This is a genomic window from Methylosinus sp. DMC45, from assembly GCF_056313885.1.
In genome coordinates this window covers 1-21,845 of record NZ_JBQUZK010000010.1, presented here as the reverse complement: position 1 = coordinate 21,845, position 21,845 = coordinate 1, and the positions used below count along the sequence as shown (strand labels likewise).

At 63.8% G+C, this 21,845-nt stretch carries 29 protein-coding genes and 1 tRNA gene; 19 read left to right on the top strand and 11 right to left on the bottom strand.

What is annotated here, in order from left to right; genetic code table 11:
• Positions 1-171: 171 nt before the first annotated feature.
• Together ACT53T_RS03395 and ACT53T_RS03390 are read right to left on the bottom strand one after the other, a co-directional pair.
• Entirely contained in the window at positions 172-396 is a 225-nt protein-coding gene (locus tag ACT53T_RS03395; RefSeq protein WP_476160076.1) for a hypothetical protein, read from the bottom strand.
• Positions 393-617, bottom strand: coding sequence for a hypothetical protein (locus ACT53T_RS03390; RefSeq protein ID WP_476160075.1), 225 nt, complete (start codon positions 615-617; stop codon positions 393-395). Before ACT53T_RS03390 ends, ACT53T_RS03395 begins: the two co-directional genes overlap by 4 nt.
• Positions 618-660: 43 nt before the next feature.
• Between ACT53T_RS03390 and ACT53T_RS03385 the strand changes: the two genes are divergently transcribed.
• Complete coding sequence (locus ACT53T_RS03385; RefSeq protein ID WP_476160074.1) at positions 661-978, top strand: helix-turn-helix domain-containing protein; 318 nt, start codon at positions 661-663, stop codon at positions 976-978.
• 36 nt (positions 979-1,014) lie between these two features.
• Positions 1,015-1,656 carry a type VI secretion system-associated protein TagO gene (locus ACT53T_RS03380; protein WP_476160073.1) on the top strand — a complete coding sequence of 214 codons (642 nt, stop codon included), beginning with the start codon at positions 1,015-1,017 and terminating at the stop codon, positions 1,654-1,656.
• Between the two features lie 5 nt (positions 1,657-1,661).
• Here the strand turns inward: ACT53T_RS03380 and ACT53T_RS03375 are convergent, their stop codons facing one another.
• Positions 1,662-1,994, bottom strand: a complete 333-nt coding sequence (locus ACT53T_RS03375; RefSeq protein ID WP_036290896.1) for a hypothetical protein — start codon at positions 1,992-1,994, stop codon at positions 1,662-1,664.
• A 206-nt stretch (positions 1,995-2,200) separates the two neighbouring features.
• Here ACT53T_RS03375 and ACT53T_RS03370 point away from each other — a divergent pair, with 206 nt between their 5' ends.
• From ACT53T_RS03370 to ACT53T_RS03320, 11 genes are read left to right on the top strand one after another with little or no spacing between them, the layout of a single operon-like run.
• Positions 2,201-2,668 (top strand): hypothetical protein, encoded by a 468-nt coding sequence (locus ACT53T_RS03370; RefSeq protein ID WP_476160072.1) that lies wholly within the window; start codon positions 2,201-2,203, stop codon positions 2,666-2,668.
• A complete protein-coding gene (locus ACT53T_RS03365) occupies positions 2,665-3,399 on the top strand; it encodes a hypothetical protein (RefSeq protein ID WP_476160071.1) in 735 nt (244 codons plus the stop codon). Before ACT53T_RS03370 ends, ACT53T_RS03365 begins: the two co-directional genes overlap by 4 nt.
• Before the next feature lie 15 nt (positions 3,400-3,414).
• Entirely contained in the window at positions 3,415-3,696 is a 282-nt protein-coding gene (locus ACT53T_RS03360) for a hypothetical protein (RefSeq protein WP_476160070.1), read from the top strand.
• Entirely contained in the window at positions 3,693-3,932 is a 240-nt protein-coding gene (locus ACT53T_RS03355) for a hypothetical protein (RefSeq protein ID WP_476160069.1), read from the top strand. Before ACT53T_RS03360 ends, ACT53T_RS03355 begins: the two co-directional genes overlap by 4 nt.
• The gene (locus tag ACT53T_RS03350; RefSeq protein WP_476160068.1) at positions 3,929-6,250 is read left to right on the top strand and encodes a ParB/RepB/Spo0J family partition protein; all 2,322 of its coding nucleotides are present in this window, start codon (positions 3,929-3,931) and stop codon (positions 6,248-6,250) included. Before ACT53T_RS03355 ends, ACT53T_RS03350 begins: the two co-directional genes overlap by 4 nt.
• 5 nt (positions 6,251-6,255) lie before the next feature.
• On the top strand, positions 6,256-6,750 hold the full coding sequence (locus ACT53T_RS03345) for a hypothetical protein (RefSeq protein WP_476160067.1): 495 nt from the start codon (positions 6,256-6,258) through the stop codon (positions 6,748-6,750).
• 53 nt (positions 6,751-6,803) lie between these two features.
• Positions 6,804-7,589, top strand: a complete 786-nt coding sequence (locus ACT53T_RS03340) for a hypothetical protein (RefSeq protein ID WP_476160066.1) — start codon at positions 6,804-6,806, stop codon at positions 7,587-7,589.
• Positions 7,586-8,038, top strand: coding sequence for a hypothetical protein (locus tag ACT53T_RS03335; protein ID WP_476160065.1), 453 nt, complete (start codon positions 7,586-7,588; stop codon positions 8,036-8,038). Before ACT53T_RS03340 ends, ACT53T_RS03335 begins: the two co-directional genes overlap by 4 nt.
• A gap of 44 nt (positions 8,039-8,082) precedes the next feature.
• Positions 8,083-8,346: an excisionase family DNA-binding protein gene (locus ACT53T_RS03330; RefSeq protein WP_476160064.1), complete on the top strand. Its 264-nt coding sequence runs from the start codon at positions 8,083-8,085 to the stop codon at positions 8,344-8,346.
• Positions 8,343-9,014: an RING finger protein gene (locus tag ACT53T_RS03325; protein WP_476160063.1), complete on the top strand. Its 672-nt coding sequence runs from the start codon at positions 8,343-8,345 to the stop codon at positions 9,012-9,014. The genes ACT53T_RS03330 and ACT53T_RS03325 overlap by 4 nt, the downstream gene beginning before the upstream one ends.
• Positions 8,938-9,393, top strand: a complete 456-nt coding sequence (locus ACT53T_RS03320; protein WP_476160062.1) for a hypothetical protein — start codon at positions 8,938-8,940, stop codon at positions 9,391-9,393. Before ACT53T_RS03325 ends, ACT53T_RS03320 begins: the two co-directional genes overlap by 77 nt.
• On the opposite strand, the gene ACT53T_RS03315 is transcribed toward ACT53T_RS03320, so the two are convergent.
• The 4 genes from ACT53T_RS03315 to erpA all read right to left on the bottom strand — a co-directional run bounded on the left by ACT53T_RS03315 (position 9,343) and on the right by erpA (position 12,266).
• Positions 9,343-10,614: a tyrosine-type recombinase/integrase gene (locus ACT53T_RS03315; protein WP_476160061.1), complete on the bottom strand. Its 1,272-nt coding sequence runs from the start codon at positions 10,612-10,614 to the stop codon at positions 9,343-9,345. The two genes, ACT53T_RS03320 and ACT53T_RS03315, sit on opposite strands and share 51 nt — an antisense overlap.
• Positions 10,615-10,819: 205 nt before the next feature.
• Positions 10,820-10,895: transfer RNA gene (locus ACT53T_RS03310), tRNA-Asn, on the bottom strand.
• A gap of 90 nt (positions 10,896-10,985) precedes the next feature.
• Complete coding sequence (locus ACT53T_RS03305; protein WP_476160060.1) at positions 10,986-11,882, bottom strand: PfkB family carbohydrate kinase; 897 nt, start codon at positions 11,880-11,882, stop codon at positions 10,986-10,988.
• Between the two features lie 39 nt (positions 11,883-11,921).
• A complete protein-coding gene (erpA, locus tag ACT53T_RS03300) occupies positions 11,922-12,266 on the bottom strand; it encodes an iron-sulfur cluster insertion protein ErpA (protein ID WP_018265141.1) in 345 nt (114 codons plus the stop codon).
• A gap of 128 nt (positions 12,267-12,394) precedes the next feature.
• On the opposite strand from erpA, the gene ACT53T_RS03295 reads away from it, so the two are divergent.
• Positions 12,395-13,588, top strand: a complete 1,194-nt coding sequence (locus ACT53T_RS03295; protein WP_476160059.1) for a deoxyguanosinetriphosphate triphosphohydrolase — start codon at positions 12,395-12,397, stop codon at positions 13,586-13,588.
• Between the two features lie 72 nt (positions 13,589-13,660).
• Positions 13,661-13,882: a hypothetical protein gene (locus tag ACT53T_RS03290; RefSeq protein WP_018265144.1), complete on the top strand. Its 222-nt coding sequence runs from the start codon at positions 13,661-13,663 to the stop codon at positions 13,880-13,882.
• 38 nt (positions 13,883-13,920) lie between these two features.
• Here the strand turns inward: ACT53T_RS03290 and ACT53T_RS03285 are convergent, their stop codons facing one another.
• From ACT53T_RS03285 to ACT53T_RS03270, 4 genes are read right to left on the bottom strand one after another with little or no spacing between them, the layout of a single operon-like run.
• A complete protein-coding gene (locus tag ACT53T_RS03285; RefSeq protein WP_476160057.1) occupies positions 13,921-14,172 on the bottom strand; it encodes a hypothetical protein in 252 nt (83 codons plus the stop codon).
• 10 nt (positions 14,173-14,182) lie between these two features.
• Positions 14,183-14,584, bottom strand: coding sequence for a cytochrome c (locus tag ACT53T_RS03280; protein ID WP_018265146.1), 402 nt, complete (start codon positions 14,582-14,584; stop codon positions 14,183-14,185).
• A gap of 12 nt (positions 14,585-14,596) precedes the next feature.
• Positions 14,597-15,670, bottom strand: coding sequence for a metallophosphoesterase family protein (locus ACT53T_RS03275; RefSeq protein WP_476160055.1), 1,074 nt, complete (start codon positions 15,668-15,670; stop codon positions 14,597-14,599).
• A gap of 40 nt (positions 15,671-15,710) precedes the next feature.
• Entirely contained in the window at positions 15,711-16,847 is a 1,137-nt protein-coding gene (locus tag ACT53T_RS03270) for a cytochrome-c peroxidase (RefSeq protein WP_476160053.1), read from the bottom strand.
• 386 nt (positions 16,848-17,233) lie between these two features.
• Here ACT53T_RS03270 and ACT53T_RS03265 point away from each other — a divergent pair, with 386 nt between their 5' ends.
• From ACT53T_RS03265 to ACT53T_RS03250, 4 genes are all read left to right on the top strand, one after another.
• Complete coding sequence (locus tag ACT53T_RS03265; protein WP_018265149.1) at positions 17,234-18,298, top strand: cytochrome-c peroxidase; 1,065 nt, start codon at positions 17,234-17,236, stop codon at positions 18,296-18,298.
• Between the two features lie 127 nt (positions 18,299-18,425).
• On the top strand, positions 18,426-19,904 hold the full coding sequence (acpA, locus tag ACT53T_RS03260; RefSeq protein ID WP_476160051.1) for an acid phosphatase: 1,479 nt from the start codon (positions 18,426-18,428) through the stop codon (positions 19,902-19,904).
• A 587-nt stretch (positions 19,905-20,491) separates the two neighbouring features.
• A complete protein-coding gene (gene amoC / locus ACT53T_RS03255; RefSeq protein WP_018265151.1) occupies positions 20,492-21,262 on the top strand; it encodes a bacterial ammonia monooxygenase, subunit AmoC in 771 nt (256 codons plus the stop codon).
• Between the two features lie 254 nt (positions 21,263-21,516).
• Positions 21,517-21,845: methane monooxygenase/ammonia monooxygenase subunit A (locus tag ACT53T_RS03250; RefSeq protein WP_476160050.1), on the top strand; the 329-nt coding region annotated here is incomplete at its 3' end.

Here is a 21,845-nt window from a genome sequence, read left to right as displayed (position 1 = left end):
AATTCGGCCACGCTTCTTCTTGCGCCGGCCGACGGCCCCGAAAAGGGAAACTAAGCCAGAGCCAGCGACGGCGGCGGAAAATGCGCGAAACTTCGGCCTGCTGACGAGCCGAGAGAATAATCTCCCCTTCAGACGCTCGACAGGCTTCCGAATGCGGATCGAGGGAAATATTCATCGCGCTCCCCCTTCGGTTTCCGTCCGCTTGACGGACGAGCGCAGGGCGCGGCCGTCGGCGACATGGCCGACGGCTTCGAGCAGGGCGTGGGCGTCGTCGATCGACAGGCGCAGCGCCAGCCGCTTACCGCCCTCGACGTCGAAGGCGAGCAGAACGGATTGCTGCTTGCCGCGCTCGACCGCGACCAGCTGGCTACTTAATGGCGACATTTCCGAGATCATGCGTCGGCCTCGGGCGGAAAAGGGGAGGGGATCGAGGCGACCGATGAAGTCGAACCAATTCGACCATGCGCGCTTAGCGACGACCCGCTCTCCGCTTCCAGCAGCTTGAGCCGCCATGCGGCCGGCACGCCGCGGCGACGCCATTTAAAAACGTTCGTCTTCGAAGCGCCCAGCGCGAGGAGCTTCGCTTCGACGTCCTTTGTGAGAGCGTTCTCGACCATGGGTGAATGAATTGGACAAATTGTCCAAAATGTCAAGGCCAATATGTCCAATCAATTCTGTGGACGTTTTGTCCATAATCCCCGCATGACGACGAGCAACGAGGAACTGATCTTCAACGACGCATTCTGCGCGCGGGTGAAACGGCTGCGCGAGGAAAAAGCGTGGTCGGCCGAGCAAATGGCAATCGCGCTAGGCATCCCGCCAGATCGCTATCGAAAATACGAAGGCCGCTCCCCCATGCCTCAATATTTGATCCCTCGATTCGCTGGCGTGGTGGGGAGAAGCGTCGAATACATATTGACCGGCCGGGAGGAGAAACGGCTTCCGGTGACTGAGGGGCTGCTTAAAAAAAGAGCTTAAAGCTAAGCGCCAGCTCGCTCGCCACGAGGCAGATTCATGAGCCATAGTTCATTATTTTTCAGACTTTTGGCGTCTTTCATCATCCTTCCTAGCGTCGCAATTGCCGCATGCCAAGATATTGCCAACGATGCTGATCGTCTCAAATGCTATGACGCCGCGTTTCGAAATGGCGTCAGCACATTCCCGGACAAGTCAACGACAGCGACGCCTTCAACGGCCGCGAACGACACGGGCGCATGGACCGTCGAAGAGACCACAGACCACCTCTCAAAGCAGAGGAAGGTTATATTCTATCTTCAATCGGACCGAGCACAGGTATTTAGCGATCCATTTGCGCAATCACACAACGCAATGTTGATCTTGACGTGTGATTATAAGAAGCCAAATCTCATTTTCGCGTTCACGAAGCTTGTCGCCGGAAGTCGAGGTGTTTCGGCGTCTTATCGAATTGGCGAGCCGCCCGTTAAGTCCTCGAGATGGCAGGCGTCACAGGATAACAAGGCTTTTGGACCGTGGGACAGTCCCGAAGCGGCCAAGATGATCGCCGCGATGCTGGGCTCTGAAGACATGGTGGTTCGGTCGGACGCGGAGACTTTCGGCAGCACCGAAGCGACCTATCGACTAGCCGGACTCAAGAACATATCCGCCAAATATCCCGGCGCTTGCGGCCGTCCTTGATCCTCTCAGCCCGGGCAGTTTTTCGCGGCCATTTGTGATTGCAGCGCGAGGTCCCGGCCTTTTACGACGGAGAGTTCGGCCTCTTTATCCGCTCCTGTCATCGATGCGAGCGGCAGCCCGATGAAAATCACGCCGATAGTATCATTCGAGGACGCCCGATCCTGCGCCATGGATAGAGCCGTCAGGGTTTCCATGTTCCGTATGCGCGCCGCGGCAAGCTGCGGGCAGGCCGCGTGCTCGAATTCGGCGGTCGGGACCGGGGACGGAAGAACCTTATCGGCGCCCTTCGCGCATGCAGACAACGCTCCAATCAACAATAAAACTCCACAACGGCGCATCCGAAACCTCTTTGGCGTGTGAACGCGAGCAATCTTTCCAAAAGCTTAAACACGGCCTTTAGCCGAAGCCAACGGGGCGATTCGCAGGAACTGGCCAGATCGGCCAATTCTACGCCAATTGAAATTGGACAATTTGTCCTTGACGAGTTGGACAAATCGTCCAATTATTCCCCATCGCCACGCCCCCGCTCGCGATGGAGCCCCGCATGTCCCGACCGCCCAAATCCAAGCCCCACACAGCCGCGCCCGAAACCACAGCTGCGCCCGCGCGCCGCACGACGAGGCGCCGGAAATCCTCCACGTCGGCGCGTCGCCGCCGCGTCGTGGAAAAGGCCCTTCAGCAAGACGTTCTCGATCGCGACCATTCGATCGAGGCCAGCCTGAAGGCGACAGAAGACCGCATATCGACGCTCGAGCGCTCGCTCGCCGAGGCGATGCGGCAGAATGACTTTCTCGAGCGCAACCTCGCCCGCTCGCGCGCCGAGACGCTCGCCGTCATGGAGGAGGCGGAGCTTCTTCGCGCCGTCGTCGTCGAGACGGCGATCTCCGCCCACGTCAATGGCTCGAGCTTGCGCGCCGCCGCCAAATCCCGCGCCATCGCCAGCAGCGTCGAGCGCCTCGAGGCGCGCCTGCACGATCAAGGCATGGTCGCGACCGACGGGGTGCTGCGATGAAGGGCGCGATCTACACGGAGCTATTCGACACCCTTCTCAATGAGCTTCGTCTCGAGCTGCGGGAGAAGCACACTAACGGCATCAATATTCGCTTCGCCTTCGCCGAAGAAATGGAGATGCGCCGCGTCGAGCGCGAGGCCGAGCGCGCCGCATGGGCGGCGGATCAAGCCACATGGCGCGACGAGCTGGAAAGTTTGCGCGCCTCTGCGAAGCAGGCTGACAGGGCCGTCGCGGAAGCGCACGCCGAGATCAACGCAGCGCGCGGTAGAATTCAGGACAAGCAGAAAAGCTATGTCGCGTTGCGCGAGGCGATCCTAGCGACCTTGCGCGATGATCTGCGCATATGGGCCGGCTCAGCCGAAGATCACGAATTGATCGAGGCCTTGCGGATCGAGCTGACGAAGCGCGACGAGACGCTGCTCCAATATCGCGAATATTACGAGTCCGCACAGCGCGACGCCGAGCAGCGCAACGCGCAGCTCGCCGCAGCCGGGGAATGCGAGGCGAAGCTCGCGCATGATCTCGCGCTCGCCAACGCCGCGACGGAAGAACTTCAGCGCCTCAACGCGACGCATCGCGCGACCATCGACAATTACCAGCGTCATTGCGCCGATCTTCAGGCCGCAGGCGTCGAGATGATGCTTCATTTTTCCAAGCTGTCGCAGCGCGATCGCAATCGCGTCGACCATCATCACGTCACTGCGTCGCTTCGCGACCATTTGCCCCTTTAGCCTTCGAGCCCCGCCATGCGCGACATCGCCCCCGATTCCGATTTCATCCTCATCCGCTGCGCCGTCGTATCGATTCCCACGACGCTGGACCTCGACGACGAGCCGCAGCTGCTCCGCCATCTCATCGACGATGACACGTTGTCGCTTCGCGAAGCCATTCGCCTCGCGCCGCGCATCCGCCATTTGGCGCGCCACGCTCGCGTTTTTGGGCTCGCCGATGCGCTCGCCCTCGGCCAGCCGGAGCAGGCCGCCGCGCCGCGGCCGCGCGCCATCGTCGAGCAGAGGAGCGCCGCATGAGCCCGGATGATTTCACCAAGCCGCCGCGCCCGCACGGCCCGCGCGAGCGCCTCGCCGACGCCAGCCCGGCGCGGAGCCGCGACAAGATTTCCTGCGCCGCGCGCCCCGTGCCGGAAATTCGCGCGATCTCCAAGGAGCGCCCGGACGCGCTGTGCACGAGCCGTCGATATGACGGCACGCCCACCGTCACGGTCTCTCTGCCCCGCCTGGCCTGTTTGGAAAAGGACGTCCGATGAGCGAGATCATAGACGAAGAGCTGCCGCTTTCCCTCATCACGCGCCTGTCGCCCCTCAATCCGCGCCAGGACATGGACAGCGACGTCTCGACGCTCGCGGCGACGATCCGCGCGCGCGGGCTGTTGCATCCGATCCTGGTGCATGCGCTCGCCGGCGAAGGGCTCGGCGAATTCGCCGTTCTCGCGGGCGGGCGTCGCTGGCGCGCGCTGCGATCTATCGACCCGGATGCGACTTCCTATCTGAAGGTGCATATCTTCAAGGGCTCGGACGCCGAGGCGCGCGAGGCGGCGCTCGCCGAAGCGGTGACGCAAAAGCCCTTGCACCCGGTCGAGGAGTTCGAGGCCTTTGCGGACCTCGAAAGGGCCGGCTTCGACGTGCCGACGATCGCGCGCGACTTCGCCTTGACCGATCGACATGTGAGGCAACGCCTCGCGCTCGGGCGGTTGAGCCCGCGCGTTCGCGCGCTCTGGCGCGACGGCAAAATCAGCCGCGATCTCGCGGAGGTCTTTACGGGCGGCACGATCGAGGCCCAGGACGCCGTTCTCGACGGCTGCAATGACGCGCCGCAGATTTATTTTGTGCGCAAGGCGCTGCGGCGCGAGGGCGTTGGCGCGCATGAGGCGTTGGCGAAATTCATTCTCGGCGAGCCGGCGCGGCGCGCCAGCTACGAGCTTTTGGGCGGGCGCATCGAAGAGAGTCTATTCTCGGAAGAGACGATCTTGCTCGACCGCACGATCGCGAAGAATTTTGCCGACGGCTATTTGCTGGAGGCCGCCGAAGAGATCATGCAGCAAGAGGGCTGGGGGCGCGCCGAGATCGCTGGCAGCGCCGATCCCGATCCGATCGAGGTCGAGCCGGACTACACCGCCAAAGAAGAGCGCCGCATCGACGCCATTCGCGCCGAATGTCGCGAGTGCGCGGATGGAGAGCGTCGCCTCGCGCTCGATAAGGAGGCCGATGAGATCGACATTCGCGCGTTTCTCCGCGCCGTGCCGAAGAAGCAGCGCGCGACGCTCGGCGTGCGCGCCGAGCTGGACGGCAATGGCAATGTCGAAATCGTCCGCGCCGTCCCCCAGGCGGAGCCCGAGGAGGAGCTCGAGGAGGAGGAGAGCGCCGCGCCGACGTTCTCGCGCACGAAGGACGGCGAGATTGTGAAGACGCGAGAGCGCGGCGAGCCGGAGCCGCCGGCGATCCCGCCGCCGCCCGGCGGCAAGGAAGCGGAAGAGATCATCCGCGATGCGCTCGGCGGCGGCCTCGCGCGATCGACGGCGCGCAATCCGTATCTCGCGCTGGCGCTCGCCACCGCCGCGCTCGGCTGCTCCCATGGCTGCGTCGGAGTCGGGCTGCGCACGACATTCGATGATCCGCCGGAGCCGCCGCGTCACGATCTTTTGCAGCGCCTCGCGCCCTCGCATTTTTCGACCGCGCTCGCCATTGTCGCGACGAGCCCGCTCGCCGATCTCACCGCCGCCTTCGCCGAGCTGGTGGCGCGCACGATTTGCTTTGCCGATGTGAAGCCTGCGCAGCTGCAGAATTTCGCCACGCTCGCGCAGCGCTTGGGGGCCGTGCGAACCGACGTCGCCGAGGCGCTCGACTATAAGGCGCTGTTCCAATCCCTCTCGCGCGAGGATGCGCTCGACGCCATCCGCGCGATCGACGGAGAGGCCGCCGCGCTGGACGCCGCCAAGCTGCGCAAGCCGAAGATCGTCGAGCGCGCGGCAATCCTCGCCAAGGACCGCAAATGGCTTCCCGAGGCGCTGGAGAAGCTCTGCGAAAGAGAGGCGCAAGATACGCGCTCGACGGCGCAGGCCATGGTCGAGGCGATCGAGGCGGATGAGAAAGGGCTGGACGATGACGCCGCCGGCGAGGTCTTCGACGCCCGCCGCGCCGCGCGCGAGGCGGAGGAGGCCACACCAGCCACAACGCAAGACGCCGCCGCCGAGGTCGTCGACGCCCGCCGCGCCGTGCGCGAGAGCGAAGACGCCGCGCCGCCCACAACGCAAGACGCCGCCGCGCGCAATTGGGCGCGCGAGGTCGAGCTGGCCTGCATCGCGACGCGCGGGCTGCATATCATGTCGCGCTTTCTGATCGAGCGCTGCTATCCGAGCGAGGGCGCCGCGACTTATGCGGTCGCGGATTTCCGCGCCGATCTCGAAGAGTTCGGCCGCGCGATCAATCCCGATTTTCACATAGAGGCGCATGAGCAGGATGCAGTGCTCTTCGATCTCGGCGTGACTTCGAAGCGCAAGGCGAAGAAAGGCTTCATGCTGCATGGCCTCGCGCGAGGGCTTGTCAATATCTGCAAGGCGGCGGAGTGACGCGCATGGTCGAGGCGCAACTCCACCCCGAGACGAAGGCGATGCTCGAGCGCTTCGCCGAGGCCTTGAAGGAAAAGGCCCGCGCATCCGAGATCAAGCACGGCTTCTCTGACGATTGGCGCCGCAATGAATGGGAGGCGCAATGCAAGGCCGACTTGCTGCGGCACATATTGAAGGGCGACCCGAAAGACGTCGCAATCTATGCGGCGTTTTGTTGGGCGCGCGGATGGACGACGGCTCCATCGCATTTCATCGATGGCCGATATGCGCTGATCTATTCCGACGGTTCGTTTGGAATCTTGTCGGCGGGCGCGTCGCTGGAGAAGGCGCGCGAGGAGGCGGCCTTCGCTGATCAGAATGAAACCGACCCGCGGCACCTCACCAGAGTAGGCCGCGTCTCGCTCATCATCGTCGAGGACCTCGGAACGAACGCGCCGATCGGCGAGCAGAAATGCCCGAGCTGCGGACGCGAGCATGCAAAGTCGGAGAAGGGCCAGTGACCAGAACAACCGGACAAGCCGCCGCGGCGGCTGACGCGGCAATCGCTCGCGAAATGCGCAAGCCCCTCACGGCGCGCTTCAAAGCGAAATATCTTCACGCTCTGCGCTTCATCCTGGACGACGCCGATGAGGGAAGCCTCACGCGCGGTGTCGGCCTGTTGATCGAGCCAGCGCCTGACGGCGGAGCCTTGCTGATCGCAACAGATGGCCGCGCTCTCGCGGTTGTTCATGACGCCAGCGGACATGCGAGCCAGCCCTTCCGCGCATTGGTTCCGAAGCGCTTTCGCGAACGCTGCGCGCCGGCGAAGCCGCTCGAAATTTTCGATGAAGGCGAAGAGACGATCGAGCTGCCGGAATGGGCGCAGCCCGGAGACGTTCATCTTTTCGACAGCTGCGCCGTCCTGTTCCCGCAAATGAATCATCCCGACATCAGCGATGATTTCGACGCGCCGGCGCTCGCAAATGTGCGCGCCGCGGATGGTGAGACTTGGAAAGCGGAAGATTATCGCCTCGACGATCGCGACTTGCTGGACTGGCGACGGCCGTTCTCGGAGAAGAGAGCAGACATAGTTCCGCATGCGTTTCTATCGCCGTCGCTTTTCTCTGTCTTTGGCCCATTTCGCGAACTCGCTTCGCTCGCGCTCAACGGCATTCTGCCAAGCCTTGCGCTGAAATTCGGCGACGGCGTCGCGCCGGCGATCGTGAAGGTCGAGGCGCTCCCGGAATTCGTCGGCGCGATCATGCCGCTCCGCGCCTTCGATGTTCCGCCGGGCCTTCCCGATTTCATTCGCCGCGTCGAGAGCACGCCGGAGAGCGAACCGAATGAGGTCGCGCAATGACCGCGCCAGTCGACTCGGAATGGTATCCCGAATGTCATCTCGACGAAGACATGCCGCCCGGCCGCGGCTCGGCGAGCGCATGGATCGTCGATATCGAGGGCGCCCCGCATCTCGCGGGCGCCGGCTACAATGGCGAAGGCGCGGCCCGTCTTTCGGACGGCGAAATCGTGCGGTTCTTCCGCTGCGACACTTTCGACACAATCGAAATGACGCTCACGGATGACGGCTATTTCTTCGCCCAGGAGCCGCCGCGCGATTTCGAGCAATGCTGCATCCTCGACGGCTGGCAGAGCGACACACTCACCGAGAGCGTAGAGGCCATGGTGGCGGCGCTGCGTGGCGCGGAGGCCGAGCCGGACGCCTATCTGGCGAGCTTCTTCACCTATGTCGACACTGGTCCTTGGCGCTTCGTCGCCGCGTCGCGGACGTTCGAACAGGTCCAGTCATGACAATCGGCGGCGACGACGCCGGCGATACAGAGCAGGAGTCCGAAATGCCTATTCAAGAATCGGCGGCCATCCGAGACGATCGGACCGCCAGCGCGGCGGAAACGGCGCGCACATTCGTCCAAATTCAGCCCGCCGTTCTCAACCCACGTGAGGCGGCGAAATATATCGGCGTCGGCCGCTCGAAGTTTTTCGAGCTGCTGAAAGACGGCCATATCCCGATGAAGAAATCAGGCAAGCATACGCTCGTCAAAGTGTCGGACCTCGACGCTTGGATTGACGGCCTGCCGAACGAGAGAAAGCCGTCGTGAGCGACGCAGGCGAAAACGAGATTAGAGAAGTGTCAATCCGTGACGCTTATTTTCCTGTGAGCAAACGGCGGCCAACAATGAAAACGCGAAAATTTCCTGTCTATCTGCAACCCGTCGACGCGGATCGGACGAGCGCAAAACGTGAGCGCAGGTTCGACGATCGGAATTTCGGCGAAATCGCGGATGGCGTCGAGGCGCAATACGGCAAGAACACCTATTCCGATTTCTTGCGGAAGCACGGGCGCTATCCGGATAAAGCGCAGGCGGCGGCGATCGGGAAGTTGCTCGGCGGTCGCGTCAGAGCCTCTGACGGCTCGCTACAACCGCCGCTTTCGAAAGCCGATCGAGAGGCGCTCAAGGCAATTAAGCAGCGCCGAAAAGACTGGTCGCGTCGCCTGGACCACGTTTATCGGCTGGAGTCGGCGATTTCGGCGCTCGCCGCGAATGAAGACTCGCCGGAGCAAGTACTGAGTTATTTCCAGGATCATGCCAATTCGGCCGTTCTCTTGCAACTCGAAGCTGCGGTATCGTGGCTGAATCGATTCGCGGAGGAACGGCGTCGCCATGAGTGTCACTGCCCCGAAAACGAGAATGTTCATCAGCAAACTATGGAGCGATGGACTGTCCATAGCCGAAATTGCAACGATAATAAGAAAGGAGCATCCTGAAATAGTAGAAGAAGAAAGCTTAGATTTAGAAATTATCGGGCTGAAAAAGGTAGTTAGTGAAGTGCTTCGCTGGAAGCCACGCTCTGCGACCGATGCTCAATTGGATTTTCTAAAAGAGTTCGGGCTCCCGACTAGGGTTTCATTGAAAATCCATTCGGGAGACGGCGCTCGAAAAAGTATCAATAGATATCTCTCCGCAATAACCCTAGCGGAAGCGGAGGATTATATGGCGCAACGCAAGCGTTCGCGCCCTCGTATCTCAGTGACAGACGAACTTGAGCGGGCGATAGCTTATGCGAAAGCGAAAGGCAGCGCGCCGGACGAGAAGTTATTCGATGTTTGGAACGAGAGCAGGGGCGCCGGCGGCGGCGGGGCCTGAACCGCAGTTCGTTCCGCCGGAGCGGTCGACCCGCATCACGTCGACCTTGTCCGCCCACCATTGCATCAGCCGCTTCCGTTCCTCGAAATAATCGGCGCGATGATAGGCGCGCCGCACTTCCGATCCGTCTTGATGCGCCAGCGCCCGCTCGACCGCGTCGAAGGCGAAGAGGCCCGATTCGTTCGCCATGGTCGAGAACGTCGACCGGAAGCCATGGGCCGAGATATCTTCCTTGCCGAAGCCCATGGCGCGCAGCGCGACATTGAAGGCGTTTTCCGAGAGGGGACGCCCAGGCCGCGGGCTCGGGAAGAGGAAGGGCGAGGCGGGGCGTGCGAGCCCGTCTTGCTTTTTCAGCCGGCGAAGTATCTCGACCGCCTGGCGCGCGAGAGGCGCTTTATGGGGCTCGCGCATTTTCATTCGATTGGCGGGGACCGTCCACACACCCGCGTCGAGATCGAACTCGCCCTCCCATTGGGCGAGCCGCAGCTCGCCCGGCCGAGCGGCCGTGAGGGCAAGCAATTGCAGCGCCTCGCGGACTTGGCTTGCCCGGCCCTCATAGGCGTCGATCGCGCGCAGCAACGCGCCGAAGGCCTTCGGGTCGAGGATGGCGGCGCGATGGACGGGCTTCGGAGCGGCGACGGCGCCATGCAGGAGCGCCGCCGGATCATGCTCGACCGCCCCGAGCGCCGCGGCATAGCGGAAGATGCGCGAGGCGGTCGACCGCAGGCGGCGGACCGTCTCGAGATGGCCGGCGGCTTCGATCGGCTTGAGGATTTCGAGAATTTCCGGCGCTTTGATCTCGGCGATCGGCCGCGAGTCGAGCGGGCCGAGCAGGCCGGCGAGCCAAACCGCCTTTTGGCGGGTCGCGTCCGCCTTGCCTTCGCGCTCGACCTTGGCGAGCCAATCGGCCTTGATCGCGCCGAAGGTCGCGGCGGCCAGCGCAGGGGCCGCAGCCGGCGCGGGAGCGTGCGGGCTCGGATCGTCGCCGGCGGCGACGCGCCGGCGAATGTCGCGGGCGCGCTCCCGCGCATCCTTGAGCGATAGCTCGGGATAGTCGCCGAGCGTCACGCTTCGCTGTCGACCGCCGAATCGATAGGCGACATGCCAGCTTCGAACGCCGCTAGGATGCGCCCAGAGCTGCAGGCCGTAGCCGTCCGAGAATTTCGTGAGTTTTCCGTCTTTTGGCTTGGCAGCGCGGGCGAGCGCATCAGAAAGCGGCATGGGCGGCGGCTTTGTTGGTATGGCGGGGCGGCCTCGGCCGCATACCAACCGGATAACAACAAAGCGGCGCGGATGCTACCGCATCGAACCGGACCAAAGCGGACGGAAAATCTGGCCTATCGCGGCCAATCGCTTGATTTTTGTGGGTGATTGCGGCCTTTGCCGGACGCTGGCGGACTGCCGCGGATGCGTGAAAAAAGGCGGCTGGCTCCCCGAGCAGGACTCGAACCTGCGACCCAGCGATTAACAGTCGCTTGCTCTACCGGCTGAGCTATCGGGGAACGGTGGCGGGCATATAGCAAGCTCTAAGCACTCTTGCCAAGCCCTGTTCGCCGCCTTTCTCGATTTCTTTCGCGTCGCCCACAAGCCATTCAATCGGCAGGGGGAAAAAGCGCGAGTGTCGCTACTATGTCATTCTGGGACGGCAGGCCCGCCTCATTGCCGAGGTGCTGAATCTTGTAGCCGGAAGCCGCGCGCGCGAAGCGGAAGTGCTCGCGCCAGGGCGCTTCCGGCCGCTGGAGATAGGACGCCACATAGGCGCCGTGGAACACATCGCCCGCGCCGGACGTATCGACGATGCGCTCCGCCGGCACGGGGAGCGAGGGCAGGCGCTGCACCTCGCCATTCTCGTCGTACCAGAGCATTCCGCGCTCGCCATTGGTGACGCCGCCGATGCGGCAGCCCTTGCTCTTCAAAAAGGCCAGCATATCGGCCTCCGAGAGCGTCATCTGCTCGCAGAGCCGCTCGGCGACGATGGCGACGTCGATGAACTCCAGCAGATCGGTGATTCCCGGCCGCAGCGCGCCGCCGTCCAGCGAGGTCAGCGCGCCCGATTCGCGGCAGGCGCGCGCGTAATGGAGAGCGGCGTCGGCGATATGCCCGTCGCTGTGCAGGGCGCGCACCCCGGTCAGATCGAGACGCGGGAAGTCCTCGAGGAAATTATTGTCGCGGGCGCGCAGAATCGCCCGCTTGCCGTCCTTGGGCAGCACGAAGGACAGCGAGGAGCGGCGCACCCGGCGCGGATGCACGCGCACCCCATAGGTCGCGGCCATGTCCATGAACATATGGCCGAGCCAGTCGGGCGCGAGCTGCGTCAGCAGATCGACGCCGTCGCCGATCAGCTTGGAGCAGGCGAAGGCGGCGGTCACGGCGTTGCCGCCGAAGGAGACGGCGTAATCCTCCGCCACATCCTTCTCGTCGCCCTTGGGCATGACCTGCGTGCGCATGGTCACGTCGATATAGGAATGGCCGATAAATAGAGACTGCAAGCGAGGGCTCCGACAGGAGGAGGCGGAGGAGGTGCGCCGTCAGACCGAGAAGCTGGAGCCGCAGCCGCAGGAGGCGGTCGCGTTGGGATTCTCGACGCGGAAGGACTGGCCCATCAGATCCTCGACATAATCGACGCGCGCGCCGGCGATATAGGCGGCGGAGATCGAATCGACGACGAGCCGCGCCCCGTCGCGCTCGACGACGATATCGTCGGCCTTGGGCTCGGTCTCGACTGTATAGGCGTATTGCAGGCCGGAGCAGCCGCCGCCGTCGACCGAAAGCCGCAGCGCCTTCGCTTCGGCCTCGCCGGCGAGAATGGCGTGAATGCGCTTGGCCGCGCGCTCGCTCATTTCGATCTTCGCAATCGTCGCCGTATCGGTCATTTGGGCGCGCCTTCCTCTTTTTTGGCTTTTGTCTCGCCGGCCTCGTCGCTTGCGCTCCCCGGGGCGGGCGGGATATGCGAAGCGAAAATATGGCCGCCCGCGTGACCTTGCAATGACAGGAGAGACGATTGGCGATCGAAGATCCCGGCGTCCGTGGCCGCGCCCCCTGCGCCAGCGACCCTTCGGCGTCGCGCGGGCGCCTCTTTCCCGAATCGGTCTCGCCCACGCGCAGCGAGTTCCAGCGCGACCGCGACCGCATCATCCATTCGACGGCCTTTCGCCGCCTCGCGCATAAGACGCAGGTCTTCGTGCCGCTGGACGGCGACCATTTCCGCACGCGGCTGACCCATACGATAGAAGTGGGGCAGATCGCCCGCGCGCTCGCCCGCGCTCTGGCGCTGGACGAGGACCTCGCCGAGGCGGTGGCGCTCGCCCATGACCTCGGTCATACGCCCTTCGGCCATGCCGGGGAGCATGCGCTGCAGCGCTGCATGGAGGCTTATGGCGGCTTCGATCACAACGCGCAGGCTTTGCGCGTCGTCACTCTGCTCGAGCGCCGCTACGCCCGCTACGATGGGCTGGACCTCACCTTCGAGACGCTGGAAGGCCTCGTCAAGCACAATGGCCCGTTGCGCGGCCCGCGCGCCAATCGCGCGCTCGCCCCCTATGTGGCGGAGTTCGACGCGCTGTTTCCGCTCGAGCTGGACACATTCGCCGGGCCGGAGGCGCAGGCGGCCGCGCTCGCCGACGATATCGCCTATGACGCCCATGACATAGACGACGGGTTGCGCGCCGGCCTGTTCTCGCTCGAGGATATCGAGGCCGTCCCCTTCATCGGCGTGATGCTGGACGAGATTCGCGCCGTCTATGGCGCGCTGGAGCGCACGCGCGTCATTCACGAGCTCGGCCGGCGGGTCATCACCCGCTTCGTCGAGGACGCCATCATTCAGTCGGAGAAGCGTCTGCGCCTCGTCGGGGCGAAAAGCGTGGAGGATGTCCGCGGCGCCGGCGTGGCGACGATCGCCTTCTCGCCGCCCATGGCCGAGGCGGATCGGTCGATCAAGGCCTTTCTCTTCCCCAAAATGTATCGGCACGAGAAAGTCGTGGGCGTCTGGGAGCGCGCCGAGCAGGTGATCTCGCGGCTTTTCCCGGTCTATTTCGACGATCCGGCGCAAATGCCGCCGGAATGGGCCGAGCTCGCCCGCGCCGAGGAGGGCGCCGCCCGCGCCCGCCATGTCGCCGATTACATCGCCGGAATGACCGACCGCTATGCGCTCGGCGAATATCGCAAGCTGTTCGGGGAGAAGATGTCGCTGGGCTGAGGGCGGACCGCAGCGCGCCTTGACGGAGCCCCTTGCGCGCCCGACCTCCTGGTTCTGACCCGGGAGGCTCCCATGCTCGTCATCGAATTCGTCGGCGTCGCTCCAGAGGGAATGACCGCGCAGGTCATCGATCGGATGAACACCGACATCAGCGACGTGCGCAAGGCGGTCACTCACGCCAAGTCGCTGTTCTCGAATGTGATCGTCCAGCGCAAGCATAAGCCGCTGCCGCATGGCTTCCGCATATTGGACGGCGATGGGCGCGAGGTCGCGAGCTGGAGCATCGACGAGTGAGCGTCGTCATGCGCCGAATCATTCGGCACAGCGCGTAATCAGTCGATATTGCAGCGGATCGGGGCCGGCGGTTGCGCCGCGCCGGTCTCCTGCGCTGCGGCGAGGGCCAGCGGGCAATTGGCGCAATCGTGACCGGCGCAGCCCGCGCAAGGGGAGGGCGCGACCGTCGCCTGAGCCGGGGCGGCGCCCGCCAAATTCTGCGCATCGGCGCCGGGCTGGTCGCTCGCGGCCGCCCAGGCGGAGCCGGCGATCAGCAGAGCGGGCAGGACGAGAGCAAAGCTTTTTCGCATGGCGAATTTCCTAGTGCTGGCCCGGCGCGAGCTTCACGCCGCGCCGCTCGAAAGTGATGTAGGAGACGAGCGCCGTCATGCGCGGATCGTCGGGCGCGAGATTGGCGCCTTGCAGCGGATTGCGAATGCACCAATTCGCCATTTCGAAAAGCTGCGCGACCTTGCCGAGCTGCTTCTGGAACTTGGGATAGGTCTCGGGATGGGTGTTGGCGGCGTTGGGGTGGCATTGCGCGCAGGCGACGCCATTGGTCCCGAGCGCGCCGCTCGTCCATAATTCGCGGCCCTTGGCGGCCACCTGCTCGAATTCCTTTTGATAGCGCTCGACGTCGGTCTTGGTGAACTCATCGGCGCGCGCGGTCGTCGCGCCGAAGGCGGCGAGACTGAAAGCGAGGAGCAAGGTCGAGCGAAGCATGGCGAACTCCGATCAATAATGAGTCTGCGGCAGACGGCGCTGCGTCGGCTCCTGATAGGCGACATCGACCGGATGCCCGGCCTTGTGGTCGAAGGCGACGGTGCGCTGGTCATTGTCCCAGAGCTGATAGCGCGCGGTGACGCGGCCCGAGCCTATGTCGATCAGCTGCCAGCCGGTGGCGTCGCGCTCGAAGAAAGGATCGGCGCGGTTCATCGGAATGGTGAGCACGGGCAGATGGCTCTCGGCCTGCGCATAGCTCTGCGGATAGGGCCAGGGCCAGGCGGTGGCCATCACCGAATTGAAGCTGATGTTGCCGATCTGATTATATTGGATCTGATGGACGTGGCCGTAGATGACGTTGACGCTGTCGAAAGGCGCGAGCAGCGCCTGCACATCCTCGGCGTCGTCGGTCCAGAAATTCCAGCCCTTGTAGATCTTCTGCAGCGGCGAATGGGAGAAGACGACGATCGGCGTCTTCTTGTCCAGCTTGGCGAGATCACTGGCGAGCCATTTGCGCTGCTTGTCGCCGACCATGAAGGGCGAGCCGTTCGGATTGTCGAGGCCCGCCATCTCCAGCATGCGCTGCTCGGCCGTCGGCCAGCGATGGAAGGTCCATTGCTCGCTCGTCAAAATCGAGTTCAGCACGATGAAATGCACGCCCTTATGGTCGAAGCTGTAATAATGCGGGCCGTAGAGCTTGCTCCAATAATCGCCGAGATCGAGATAATAATCGTGCTCGCCCATGACGGCGTGCAGCTTGCCCTTCAGCTTGGAGAGAATTTCGGCCCCGTGGTCCAGCTCCTCGCGCTTGCCGAGCTGGGCGAGATCGCCGCCGAAGATGACGAAATCCGATTCCGGCTTCACCAGATTGGCCTCGGCGACGGCGCGCTTCAGCCCCTGATCCCAATTGCGCACGAAGCTCGCGCCCTTGATCTGCTGAATATGCGCGTCGGAAATATAGGTGAAGGTGAAATCCTCGCGCTCCCCGCCGAAGGCGAGCGTGACCATGCTGATCGGCAGAGTGGTCAGCGCCGCGCCGGCGCCGGCTCCCGCCAGCACGCTGCGCCTGGTGACGAATTCGCTCATCTGCTCGGCTCCCTTGTCGTGACCGCGTGGCGCGGCGCGCTCATCTCGTTTTGGCGCCGAAATAGGCCGGCGTGGTGAGCGTTTCCATGAAGGCGACGAGTTCGTCCATCTGCTGCTCGGAGAGATTGAGAGGACGAATGCCGCCGGAGAGATAGTCGTTGACCTGGGCCGGATCGCCCTCGCTGCGTCCGCCATTATTATAGTGCTTGACGACATCCTTCAGCGTCTTCAGCGAGCCGTCGTGCATATAGGGCGCTGTCACCGCCACATTGCGCAGGGTGGGCGTCTTGAAGGCGCCGATCACGTCGAACTGATCGGTGACGGCGAAGCGGCCGAGCTCGGAGGTTTTGGGATCGGTCAGCACGGCCTTGTCGACGTCCGCGCCTTTCGCCTTGGCGGTCAGGAATTCAGCGGAGAGACGAGGCACGTCGAATTGCGCCCGATTGATGCCGACGCCGATATTGTGGAAGCGATTATCGGTGAACAGAGCCTGAGTCTGCTCGATCACATGGCAGGAGACGCAGCGGCCCTGGCCGACGAACACCTCGAAGCCGCGCTTGGCGGCCTCCGATATCGCATTCTCCTCATTGCCGAAGCGCCAGCGGTCGAAAGGCGAATCGCCGGAAATAATGGTGCGCTCATAGGCGGCGATGGCCTTCTTCACCTCCTCCATCGTCACGCCGTCGCCGGTCTTGCCGAAGGCCTTTTTGAACAGCTCGACATAGAAGGGGTCGGACCGCGCGATGAGCAGAATGGGCTCATGTGTCGGCAGGCCCATCTCGACCGGATTGAGGAAGGGATGCTGCGACTGATCCTCGAGCGTTGGCGAGCGGCCGTCCCAGAAAAAGGAGGTGAAATAGGCCGCGTTTATCACCGTCGGGGCGTTGCGCGTCCCGGTCTTCTTGCCGACGCCCTCGGATGTGCGCAGCGGGCTGTCGGTGAAGGCGTGATCGTCCTTGTGGCAGGTGGCGCAGGCGACCGCGCCGTCCGAGGAGAAGCGCAGATCGTGGAACAGGCGATTGCCCAGCGCGATCTTGTCCGCCGTCTGCGGATTGTCCTGCGGGATTGTCACCGGGGGAAGCCCCAGCGGCTCGGCGACGCCGACTCCCGCGAAACCGAGCCCCGAAAGACTGAGCATTGCCGCGAGCGTCGTCGCGGCGCGCTTGCGCACGGCCATGTCTTCCTCCCCGTCGCGCCTGTCGGATAGGAGCCGCTTCTTTTCTCGGCGCGATGGTCATGATCCTGCCTGGAATTTGTCTCATCGGCAAGGCGCCTCGCGCCCGAGCGCATGTTTTTGTCTTGGCCTTCGCCAGTAACATCGGCTGTGCGGCGCAACAAATATTGCCATTGCCGAGCGCAAGAAAATCATCTGAGCGCAGGTCGGCGTCATCAATTCGACATGACCGGGAAAATCGTCGAGCTATAGTTGCAATTACATGATTTCTCCCATTTTGGCGCATTATCGCCTTTGCCCGTGAGCCCAGCTTGTGGTAGGCGGGCGGCGGTTCGGGCCTCGGCTGTTCGCAGCGCAAGCTCGATCCCCATCGGAGGAGCCCTGGGAAAATGTCACGAGCATTCATCGCTGCGCTGAGCGCGCTGGCGCTGGTCCCTTTCGCCGCGGTCGCTGGCGATCTGCGGTCGGACGCCAACGCCGTTTTCAAGCCGATCACCCCGGCCGCGGCCACAAAGGCGGTCAAGAACAACGACGTCACACCTGCCAAGATCGAGCTCGGCAAGCAGCTGTTCTTCGATCCGCGCATTTCCTCGAGCCAGCTCATCAGCTGCAACTCGTGCCATAATCTGAGCCTCGGCGGCGTCGACGCCGGCTCGACCTCCATCGGCCATGGCTGGCAGAAGGGTCCGCGCCGCGCGCCGACCGTTCTCAACGCCGTGTTCAACGTCGCCCAGTTCTGGGACGGCCGCGCCGAGGATCTGAAAGCCCAGGCCAAGGGCCCGGTGCAGGCCGGCGTCGAGATGAACAACACGCCCGCCAATGTCGAGGCGACGCTGAACAGCATTCCGGCCTATGTCGCCTCCTTCCAGAAGGCCTTCCCCGGCGACAACAAGCCGGCGAGCTTCGACAATTTCGCCAAGGCGATCGAGGCCTTCGAATCGACTCTGGTGACGCCCAATTCGCGCCTCGACAAATTCCTCGGCGGCGACGAGGCGGCGCTGGACGCGACGCAGAAGAAGGGCCTGCGGCTCTTCCTCGACAAGGGCTGTGGCGGCTGCCACGACGGCGTGAACGCCGGCGGCGGCGGCTACACGCAGTTCGGCGCGGTGGAGAAGCCCGCGGCGGCCATTCTGCCGGAAGCGGACAAGGGCCGTTTCAACGTCACCAAGAGCCCGGCGGACGTCTTCTCCTTCCGCGTCGCGCCGCTGCGCAATGTGGCGCTGCGCGCTCCCTACTTCCACACCGGCCAGGTGTGGACTCTGGAGGAGGCGGTCAATGTCATGGCGAAATCGCAGCTCGGCCTCGAGCTGGCGCCGGACGAGACCACGGCCATCGTCGCCTTCCTCGGCGCGCTGACCGGCGATCAGCCCAAGGTCGAATATCCGGTCCTGCCGGGCCGCACCAATGCGACGCCTCAGCCGCAGCAAGAGCTCGCCGCGAAGCACGCTCACTGAGCCGCTTCTCGCCCGACGCATCGAAGAGCCTCCGCGCATCGCCGCGCGGAGGCTTTTTCTATGGCGCGTGGCATTCTACCTTCGCCCATCACGCCTTCGACGAGGCTATCGAGACTGGAGCCGCGCCATGGATCGCTCACGCGTTTGGACACAGGCACGCATTTCGACACGATCGCGAATTTTCGCCGGAGCGGCGCTCTTGCCGCTGCTCTTCGGCCTTTCCGGCCCCGCGACGGCGGAGGCGCGCAACCCTTTCGCCGACATCGGCCATATCGTCGTGATCTACACGGAGAATCGTAGCTTCGATAATGTCTTCGGCCTTTATCCCGGCGCCGATGGGCTCGGCATAGGCGCGGAGCGTTTCGTCCAGGTCGATGTAGACGGCAGGCCTTTCGGCGAGCTGCCGCCGATCCGTGGCGAGAAGGGCGTCGACTCCCGCTTTCCCGCGGTTCTTCCCAATGCGCCTTTCGCGATCGACGCTTTTCTGCCCAATGCCGAGAAGACGCCCGATCTGACGCACGACTTCTTCCAGGAGAAGGAGCAGATCGACGGCGGCAAGATGGATCGCTTCGCCGCCGTTTCCGGCGCCGGCGGCCTGGTGATGGGCTATTACGACGGCCGCTCGCTGGCGCAATGGCGGCTCGCGCAGGAGTTCACGCTTGCCGATCATTTCTTCCACGGCTTCTTCGGCGGCTCCTTCGTCAATCACATGTTCCTCGTCTGCGCCTGCGCGCCGACCTTTCCTTCGGCGCCGCCGTCGCTGATCGCCGAGGTCGATGAGGCGACCGGCCTTCTGGCCCGCGCGCCGGATTCGCCGAAGAGCGCGCGCATCGGCCCGCCGCGCTACAAAAAGTCCGGGCCCGTGACCAGCGACGGCTTCGTGATCAGCACGATGCAGCCGCCGACCCCGCTCTCGCCGCTCGAATCCCCGTCGGGCGTCGGCCTGCCGCCGCAGACGCAGCCGACGATCGGCGATCGCCTTTCCGAGCAAGGCGTCTCATGGGCGTGGTACGCCGGCGGCTGGAACGACATGCGGGCCGGGCGCATCCGCCAGCGCGAGGCGCCGGAATATTTCCAGACGCATCACCAGCCCTTCCTCTATTTCGCCAATTTCGCGCCCGGAACGCCGGCGCGCGAGCAGCATTTGAAGGACGCCGACGATTTCTTCGCGGCGGCGGAGGCGGGGACGCTGCCCGCAGTGTCCTTCTACAAGCCGGTCGGCAAGTTCAACGAGCATCCCAATTACGCCGATCTGAAAACCGGCGACGTCCATCTCGCCGACGTCGTCGCGCGGCTGCGGCGCAGTCCAAATTGGAAAGACATGCTGGTCATCGTCACCGCCGACGAGAATGGCGGCGCCTGGGATCATGTCGCGCCGCCGCAGATCGACCGCTTCGGTCCCGGAACGCGCGTGCCGACGCTGATCCTCTCGCCCTTCGCGAAAAAGGGATTCGTCGACCACACGAGCTATGACACGTCGTCGATTCTGGCGACGATCGAGACGCGCTTCGGATTGGCGCCGCTCACCGCGCGCGACAAGGGCGCCGCGGACCTGCGCAATGCGTTGGACGCTGTGGCTTCCGAGCCGGCGAGAGCCGCCCGCTGACGGGCGCCGCGCCGCGGCTCAAGTCATTCTGTCACAGCCTGGACGGGGAGGGCCATCCGAGGCTGTGGCGCCTGATCTATAGGCGTTGCTGAAATTTATAAATGCTGAATTAAAAGGATTTATATGCGGATAGTGCGGCTCCGGCGACAAGCGCCGCGGGTGGGAGCGCCCGAAAGTGCGGCGCCGCATAAACTGCCCGATAGCGTGCTCGATACCATTCTATAGATTATTTTGACCCACCCTATTGGATATTGTCATTACGAGGCGGAACGGAAATGGTTGCGGCTCGCCGGACGAGGGCGTTTTGGATGTTTTGGCGCTGGGAGGCGCCGGGGGTCTGGGGCTTTCGTTTCGCGCGGCGGTTTCGAGAAAAATTCGTCTCCGAGCAAAGAAGAAGAACGCCGTCGGCGGGTCCTTTTTAAGGGGTCGTCAGGCGGTGAGAACGGGAGGTCGGGAGAGCGGCGCGCCGAGGGCGAGGCCGTGGCAACGACAATCAACCGTTGGAGACGAAGGCGCGTGCCGAGCAGGGAGGCGGGACGCGGCGAGATCGCTTCGAGAATCCCTGGGAGCACTTAGGAGGAATTGAGATGAGCGTAACGACAGAGACATCGGCCGGCGCAGCCGCCGGCTCAGATGCCATCGTGGACCTGAAGGGCATGTGGATCGGCGTGGCCGTCCTCAATGTTTTCTACCTCTTCATCCGCATCTATGAGCAGATCTTCGGCTGGCGCGCGGGCCTCGACTCGTTCGCTCCCGAGTTCCAGACCTATTGGCTGACGATGCTGTGGACGGAAATTCCGCTGGAGCTCGTGGCCGGTCTGGGCCTCGCCGGCTATCTGTGGAAGACCCGCGACCGCAATGTCGACGCGGTTTCTCCGCGTGAGGAGCTTCGCCGTCACGTCGTGCTGCTGCAGTGGCTGACGGTCTACTCGGTGGCCATCTACTGGGGCGCCAGCTTCTTCACGGAGCAGGACGGCACCTGGCATATGACCGTGATTCGCGACACGGACTTCACGCCGTCGCACATCATCGAGTTCTATCTCAGCTACCCGATCTACTCGATCTTCGGCGTCGGCTCGTTCTTCTACGCCAAGACCCGCATTCCGTTCTTCGCGCACGGCTATTCGCTGGCGTTCCTGATCGTGGCCATCGGCCCGTTCATGATCATCCCGAACGTCGGCCTGAACGAGTGGGGCCACACCTTCTGGTTCATGGAAGAGCTGTTCGTCGCTCCGCTGCATTGGGGCTTCGTGTTCTTCGGCTGGATGGCGCTGGGCGTGTTCGGTGTCGTCCTTCAGATCCTGGCCGGCGTGAAGCGCCTGCTGGGCAAGGACGGCGTTGCGGCGCTGATCGGCTGATCGAAGCCTGACACTCGGCCGCCCGCTCTGCGGACGGCCGCCTCCGGCGAATGAAATTTCCGAATGCTCTCGGAACGAAGGCTTCGTTCGGACGGCCGCGCTGCGGCGGTTCGGACGGGGTCTCGGGGAGCGGGGGGAGAGGGCGGGCGCCGGGGACGCAAGCTTTAAGGACAATCCGGCGCGAGAGAGCCGGAGGCAGGTCTCGAGACGCCGGCGCGAAGACGCCGGGCGGACAGACACCAAGGAGAAGAGTGATGTCTACATCGAAGAGCGGGGGGGCTATCGGGCCTTTCCATTCTGTCGCGGAAGCGGCGGGATGCGTTAAGACCTCCGATTGGCTGATTCTGACGCTGCTGTTTCTGGCAGTGCTGGGCGGCTATCATATTCACTTCATGCTGACGGCCGGCGACTGGGACTTCTGGGTCGACTGGAAAGACCGTCGTATGTGGCCGACGGTCATCCCGATCCTGGGCGTGACCTTCGCGGCTGCGGCTCAGGCGTTCCTTTGGGAGAACTTCCGTCTCCCGTTCGGCGCGACCTTCGCGGTTCTGGGTCTGCTCATCGGCGAGTGGATCAACCGTTA

What these genes read in the sequence shown, in the direction of transcription:
- ACT53T_RS03280 (WP_018265146.1), bottom strand. Translation starts at nt 14,584, where the DNA reads ATGCTTCGCTCGACCTTGCTCCTCGCTTTCAGTCTCGCCGCCTTCGGC.
- ACT53T_RS03395 (WP_476160076.1), bottom strand. Translation starts at nt 396, where the DNA reads ATGATCTCGGAAATGTCGCCATTAAGTAGCCAGCTGGTCGCGGTCGAG.
- ACT53T_RS03320 (WP_476160062.1), top strand. Translation starts at nt 8,938, where the DNA reads ATGTTCATCAGCAAACTATGGAGCGATGGACTGTCCATAGCCGAAATT.
- ACT53T_RS03265 (WP_018265149.1), top strand. Translation starts at nt 17,234, where the DNA reads ATGTCACGAGCATTCATCGCTGCGCTGAGCGCGCTGGCGCTGGTCCCT.
- ACT53T_RS03335 (WP_476160065.1), top strand. Translation starts at nt 7,586, where the DNA reads ATGACCGCGCCAGTCGACTCGGAATGGTATCCCGAATGTCATCTCGAC.
- ACT53T_RS03285 (WP_476160057.1), bottom strand. Translation starts at nt 14,172, where the DNA reads ATGCGAAAAAGCTTTGCTCTCGTCCTGCCCGCTCTGCTGATCGCCGGC.
- ACT53T_RS03365 (WP_476160071.1), top strand. Translation starts at nt 2,665, where the DNA reads ATGAAGGGCGCGATCTACACGGAGCTATTCGACACCCTTCTCAATGAG.
- ACT53T_RS03350 (WP_476160068.1), top strand. Translation starts at nt 3,929, where the DNA reads ATGAGCGAGATCATAGACGAAGAGCTGCCGCTTTCCCTCATCACGCGC.
- ACT53T_RS03380 (WP_476160073.1), top strand. Translation starts at nt 1,015, where the DNA reads ATGAGCCATAGTTCATTATTTTTCAGACTTTTGGCGTCTTTCATCATC.
- ACT53T_RS03270 (WP_476160053.1), bottom strand. Translation starts at nt 16,847, where the DNA reads ATGGCCGTGCGCAAGCGCGCCGCGACGACGCTCGCGGCAATGCTCAGT.
- erpA (WP_018265141.1), bottom strand. Translation starts at nt 12,266, where the DNA reads ATGACCGATACGGCGACGATTGCGAAGATCGAAATGAGCGAGCGCGCG.
- ACT53T_RS03375 (WP_036290896.1), bottom strand. Translation starts at nt 1,994, where the DNA reads ATGCGCCGTTGTGGAGTTTTATTGTTGATTGGAGCGTTGTCTGCATGC.
- ACT53T_RS03330 (WP_476160064.1), top strand. Translation starts at nt 8,083, where the DNA reads ATGCCTATTCAAGAATCGGCGGCCATCCGAGACGATCGGACCGCCAGC.
- ACT53T_RS03290 (WP_018265144.1), top strand. Translation starts at nt 13,661, where the DNA reads ATGCTCGTCATCGAATTCGTCGGCGTCGCTCCAGAGGGAATGACCGCG.
- amoC (WP_018265151.1), top strand. Translation starts at nt 20,492, where the DNA reads ATGAGCGTAACGACAGAGACATCGGCCGGCGCAGCCGCCGGCTCAGAT.
- ACT53T_RS03355 (WP_476160069.1), top strand. Translation starts at nt 3,693, where the DNA reads ATGAGCCCGGATGATTTCACCAAGCCGCCGCGCCCGCACGGCCCGCGC.
- acpA (WP_476160051.1), top strand. Translation starts at nt 18,426, where the DNA reads ATGGATCGCTCACGCGTTTGGACACAGGCACGCATTTCGACACGATCG.
- ACT53T_RS03345 (WP_476160067.1), top strand. Translation starts at nt 6,256, where the DNA reads ATGGTCGAGGCGCAACTCCACCCCGAGACGAAGGCGATGCTCGAGCGC.
- ACT53T_RS03275 (WP_476160055.1), bottom strand. Translation starts at nt 15,670, where the DNA reads ATGAGCGAATTCGTCACCAGGCGCAGCGTGCTGGCGGGAGCCGGCGCC.
- ACT53T_RS03370 (WP_476160072.1), top strand. Translation starts at nt 2,201, where the DNA reads ATGTCCCGACCGCCCAAATCCAAGCCCCACACAGCCGCGCCCGAAACC.
- ACT53T_RS03390 (WP_476160075.1), bottom strand. Translation starts at nt 617, where the DNA reads ATGGTCGAGAACGCTCTCACAAAGGACGTCGAAGCGAAGCTCCTCGCG.
- ACT53T_RS03385 (WP_476160074.1), top strand. Translation starts at nt 661, where the DNA reads ATGTCCAATCAATTCTGTGGACGTTTTGTCCATAATCCCCGCATGACG.
- ACT53T_RS03360 (WP_476160070.1), top strand. Translation starts at nt 3,415, where the DNA reads ATGCGCGACATCGCCCCCGATTCCGATTTCATCCTCATCCGCTGCGCC.
- ACT53T_RS03315 (WP_476160061.1), bottom strand. Translation starts at nt 10,614, where the DNA reads ATGCCGCTTTCTGATGCGCTCGCCCGCGCTGCCAAGCCAAAAGACGGA.
- ACT53T_RS03340 (WP_476160066.1), top strand. Translation starts at nt 6,804, where the DNA reads ATGCGCAAGCCCCTCACGGCGCGCTTCAAAGCGAAATATCTTCACGCT.